Source organism: Pseudomonas sp. GM84, assembly GCF_000282535.1.
GTDB lineage: Bacteria > Pseudomonadota > Gammaproteobacteria > Pseudomonadales > Pseudomonadaceae > Aquipseudomonas.
In genome coordinates this window covers 1-3,938 of the sequence record NZ_AKJC01000297.1, presented here as the reverse complement: position 1 = coordinate 3,938, position 3,938 = coordinate 1, and the positions used below count along the sequence as shown (strand labels likewise).

Genomic DNA, 3,938 nt, shown 5'->3' with positions numbered 1-3,938 from the left:
GGTGCCGGCGATAGGGCCGGTACAGGCAACCCACTACCGAGCCGTCAGCTTGGCCCGATAGCTCCCCGGGCTCTGCCCCGTCCACTTCTTGAACGCCCGATGAAACGCACTGGGCTCCTGAAACCCCGTCTGCTCGGCGATTTCGGCAACACTCAACACCCCTTCTCGCAAGCGCTCGAAGGCCATGGCCCGGCGCACCTCGTCCTTGATCTGCTGATACGAGCGCCCTTCGCGCTCCAACTGCCGGCGGAAGGTGCTGGGGCTGATGCCCTGCTGCCTGGCCAAGGCCTCCAGCGTCGGCCATTGGCCATAGCGCCGGGCACGCAGGTGCCGGTAGACCTCGGCAACCAGACCGTTCTGGTTGCGAAAACGGATCACCAGCCCTTGTGGCGCACTGCGCAGAAAGCTCTTCAGGCCCGCCAGGTCCTGCACCACCGGCAGGCGCAGGTAGGCGCTGTCGAATTCCACTTCGGTACGCCCGCTGCCCAGGCGCAGGTCCGGCCCCCAGAGCAACAGGTCATCGTCCTGGGCTGGGCGCGCGACCGCCAGTTCCGTACGGTCGATGGCGATGCGTCGACCGGCCAGCCAGCACAACAGGCCCATCATCAGCACCAGGTAGGTTTCCTCGGCGTAGACCCGGGTCAGTGGGTCGGCAATCTGCGACTGCACACTGATCACCGCCCTGCCAGCACGCACCGTCACGCTGCCGCGCAGGTCGCGCAGGAACAGGGCGAAATTGCCCATGCACTGGCGCAGGGCCTTTTCCAGGTTCGGCTCCTGGATCAGCCCACGGCAGATCAGGGCAAAGCTGCCCAGCGGCATGCCATGGCTGTCGAGACGAAAGAACTCATCGTCCAGCTGATGGATCAGCGCCAGCCACAACTGCGCGAAGGCCTTGGCCGGCACGCGGGCCTGCGGCTGCGCAAGCAGGCTCGGCGCGATGCCCACCGCATGCAGGTGGGCATCGCGCGCCTCGGGCTGCTCGCGCAGGGCGTGCAGCATGGCATTGAGAAAGTACACGGCGACCGTATCGGTATCGCGCATGGCGGAATTCGCTGTCTATGCTGAGTGGCAAAAAGTGCCAGGTTGACTGAACAGAATCGGCATAGGCTGCAACAGAGCCTTTGCCTAGACTCGGACCCCATCCGGGATCGCCGGCCATTCTCGCAGAGCCTGGCCCGCTCCCGCCATGCCTAAGCTATCGGAGCCTTTATGAGCAGCCCAGAAATCTACGTCGTCAGTGCCGTCCGTACCGCCATCGGTGGTTTTGGTGGATCCCTCAAGGACCTGCCGCTGGCCGACCTGGCGACCACCGTGACCCGCGCCGCCATCGAGCGCTCGGGCGTAGCCGCCGAGCAGATCGGCCATATGGTCATGGGCACCGTGATCCCGACCGAAGCGCGCGATGCCTACCTGTCGCGGGTTGCCGCGATGAATGCCGGAATCCCGAAGGAAACCCCGGCCTTCAACGTCAACCGCCTGTGCGGTTCGGGCCTGCAGGCGATCGTCTCGGCCACCCAGTGCCTGCTGCTCGGCGATGCCGACGTGGCCGTGGCTGCCGGTGCCGAATCCATGAGCCGTGGCCCGTACCTGCTGCCGCAAGCCCGCTGGGGCGCGCGCATGGGCGATCTGCAAGGCATCGACTACACCGTCGGCGTACTGCATGACCCCTTCGAACACTTCCACATGGGCATCACTGCCGAAAACGTTGCGGCCAAGAATGGTATCACCCGCGAAATGCAGGATGAGCTGGCCCTGACCAGCCAGCGCCGCGCCGCCCGCGCCATCGCCGAAGGCCGCTTCGACAGCCAGATCGTGCCGGTGGAGCTGAAAACCCGCAAAGGCGTCGTGCAGTTCGCCGTGGACGAGCACGTGCGTGGCGACGTCACCGCCGAGCAACTGGCCGGCATGAAGACCGTGTTCAAGAAAGACGGCACCGTGACCGCCGGCAACGCCAGCGGCATCAACGATGGCGCTGCCGGCCTGGTGCTGGCCAGCGGTGACGCCGTGCGTCGCCTGGGCCTCAAGCCCCTGGCGCGCCTGGTGGCCTACGCCCACGCTGGCGTCGAACCCGAGCTGATGGGCCTGGGCCCGATCCCGGCCACCCGCAAGGTGCTGGAAAAAGCCGGCCTGAACATCAACGACCTGGACGTGATCGAGTCCAACGAAGCCTTCGCCGCCCAGGCTTGCGCCGTCGCCCGCGCCCTGGACTTCGACCCGGAGAAGGTCAACCCGAACGGCTCGGGCATTTCCCTCGGCCACCCGGTCGGCGCCACCGGCGCGATCATTGCCACCAAGGCCATCCATGAGCTGCAGCGCATCCAGGGTCGCTACGCACTGGCCACCATGTGCATCGGCGGCGGCCAAGGCATCGCCGTGGTGTTCGAGCGCGTCTGAGGGAGTTTGCAATGAGCATTGAACAGATCGCCGTGATCGGCGCCGGCACCATGGGCAACGGTATTGCCCAGGTGTGCGCGGTCGCCGGCTACCAGGTGCTGCTGGTGGACGTTTCCGATGCCGCGCTGGAGCGCGGCGTGGCCACCTTGAGCAAGAACCTGGAGCGCCAGGTCAACAAGGGCACCCTCGATGCCGAGCGTGCCGAGGCAGCCAAGTCGCGCATCCGCACCAGCACCGACTATACCCAGCTGGGCGCTGCGCAACTGGTGATCGAGGCGGCTACCGAGAACCTGCAGCTCAAGCAGCGCATCCTGCAACAGGTGGCGGCCAATGTGGCAGCCACCTGCCTGATCGCCACCAACACCTCGTCGCTGTCGGTCACCCAGCTGGCCGCGAGCATCGAGCACCCTGAGCGCTTCATCGGCGTGCACTTCTTCAACCCGGTGCCGATGATGGCACTGGTGGAGATCATTCGCGGCCTGCAGACCAGCGACAGCACCTACGCGCAAGCCCTGGTGGTCACCGAGAAGGTGGGCAAGACCCCGATCACCGCTGGCAACCGCCCAGGTTTCGTGGTCAACCGCATCCTCGTGCCGATGATCAACGAAGCGATCCTGGTGCGTCAGGAAGGCCTGGCCAGTGCCGAGGACATCGACACCGGCATGCGCCTGGGCTGCAACCAGCCGATCGGCCCGCTGGCCCTGGCCGACCTGATTGGCCTGGACACCTTGCTGGCGATCATGGAGGCCTTCCACGACGGCTTCTGCGACAGCAAGTACCGCCCTGCCCCACTGCTCAAGGAAATGGTCGCGGCCGGCTGGCTGGGACGCAAGACCGGCCGCGGTTTCTACAGCTACTGAGGAGCGAACGCCATGGCCTTGGTCAATGCCGCAATGCGTTGCATCAGCTTTGAAGAGCGACGAGACCGGGCCATGGCGCTGTTTGCCGAAAAAGGCTTCGGCCAGGTCAGCATGCGCGAGTTGGCGGCGCATGTGGGGTTGACCGCAGGTTCGCTGTACCACCATTTCCCCAGCAAGCAGGACCTGTTGTTCGATTTGATCGAGGAGCTGTACGAGGAACTGCAGGCCACCCTCGAACAGGGCCGTCGCGCCATGGCCCGTGGGGGCTCGGCGTTGTCGTGCCTGATCGCGGCGCACTGGCAGTTGCATGCCGAGCGGCCCCTGCAGTTTCGCTTGGCAGAGCGGGACTTCTGCTGCCTGAGCGAGACGCAGCAGGAGCGCCTGGCGGCGTTGCGCAAGCGCTACGAGACGGGCTTGCTGCGCTTGATCGCGCCCCAGGCGAAATTGCCTGGGGACGCGTTGGCGGCGACGGCGCAGGTGGTGGCGACCTTGCTCAATCAGTTGCCGGGGATGCTCAAGGCATTGCCGCAGGAGCAAGGGCTGGGGTTGATGGAGAACCTGCTGGTTGGGGGGATCGAGCGGACCCTGCGCTAGTCTGTACCGGCCCTATCGCCGGCACGCCGGCTCCCACAGGTACTGCACTGCACTCGAGTTCAGTGGGGCACCTGTGGGAGCCGGCTT

At 65.9% G+C, this 3,938-nt stretch carries 4 protein-coding genes; 3 read left to right on the top strand and 1 reads right to left on the bottom strand.

Annotated elements, in window-relative coordinates; translation table 11 throughout:
• Positions 1-33 precede the first annotated feature (33 nt).
• A complete protein-coding gene (locus tag PMI38_RS21145; RefSeq protein WP_008098551.1) occupies positions 34-1,044 on the bottom strand; it encodes an AraC family transcriptional regulator in 1,011 nt (336 codons plus the stop codon).
• Positions 1,045-1,212: 168 nt separating this feature from the next.
• Here PMI38_RS21145 and PMI38_RS21140 point away from each other — a divergent pair, with 168 nt between their 5' ends.
• Genes PMI38_RS21140 through PMI38_RS21130 form a run of 3 tightly spaced genes read left to right on the top strand, consistent with a single transcriptional unit; the run spans position 1,213 to position 3,851 of the window.
• A complete protein-coding gene (locus tag PMI38_RS21140; RefSeq protein ID WP_008098549.1) occupies positions 1,213-2,397 on the top strand; it encodes an acetyl-CoA C-acyltransferase family protein in 1,185 nt (394 codons plus the stop codon).
• An 11-nt stretch (positions 2,398-2,408) separates the two neighbouring features.
• A complete protein-coding gene (locus PMI38_RS21135; protein ID WP_008098548.1) occupies positions 2,409-3,257 on the top strand; it encodes a 3-hydroxybutyryl-CoA dehydrogenase in 849 nt (282 codons plus the stop codon).
• A 12-nt stretch (positions 3,258-3,269) separates the two neighbouring features.
• A complete protein-coding gene (locus tag PMI38_RS21130) occupies positions 3,270-3,851 on the top strand; it encodes a TetR/AcrR family transcriptional regulator (protein ID WP_008098546.1) in 582 nt (193 codons plus the stop codon).
• Positions 3,852-3,938 lie beyond the last annotated feature (87 nt).